Source organism: Escherichia sp. WS338, assembly GCF_046486405.1.
In the GTDB taxonomy this organism is placed as follows: domain Bacteria; phylum Pseudomonadota; class Gammaproteobacteria; order Enterobacterales; family Enterobacteriaceae; genus Escherichia; species Escherichia coli.
This window is the reverse complement of sequence record NZ_JBJQLL010000111.1, coordinates 1-545: the sequence shown is the minus strand read 5'-3', so window position 1 is coordinate 545 and position 545 is coordinate 1. Positions and strand designations below refer to the sequence as shown.

Here is a 545-nt window from a genome sequence, read left to right as displayed (position 1 = left end):
CACCTTGCGGTCTGGCAACTGCAAGTGTCAAACAAGAAATCAAAAGGGGGTCCCAATGGGGAACGAAAAGAGCTTAGCGCACACCCGATGGAACTGTAAATATCACATAGTTTTTGCGCCAAAATACCGAAGACAAGTGTTCTACAGAGAGAAGCGTAGAGCAATAGGCAGTATTTTGAGAAAGCTGTGTGAGTGGAAAAGCGTACGGATTCTTGAAGCTGAATGCTGTGCAGATCATATCCATATGCTTGTGGAGATCCCGCCCAAAATGAGTGTATCCGGCTTTATGGGATATCTGAAAGGGAAAAGCAGTCTGATGCTTTACGAGCAGTTTGGTGATTTGAAATTCAAATACAGGAACAGAGAGTTCTGGTGCAGAGGGTACTACGTCGATACGGTGGGTAAGAACACGGCGAAGATACAGGATTACATAAAGCACCAGCTTGAAGAGGATAAAATGGGAGAGCAGTTATCGATTCCCTATCCGGGCAGCCCGTTTACGGGCCGTAAGTAACGAAGTTGGATGCAAATGTCAGATCGTGTGC

At 46.1% G+C, this 545-nt stretch carries 1 protein-coding gene; it reads left to right on the top strand.

Annotated elements, in window-relative coordinates:
• Positions 1 to 55: 55 nt before the first annotated feature.
• A complete protein-coding gene (gene tnpA / locus ACJHWT_RS25485) occupies positions 56 to 514 on the top strand; it encodes an IS200/IS605-like element IS200C family transposase (RefSeq protein WP_000526135.1) in 459 nt (152 codons plus the stop codon).
• Positions 515 to 545 lie beyond the last annotated feature (31 nt).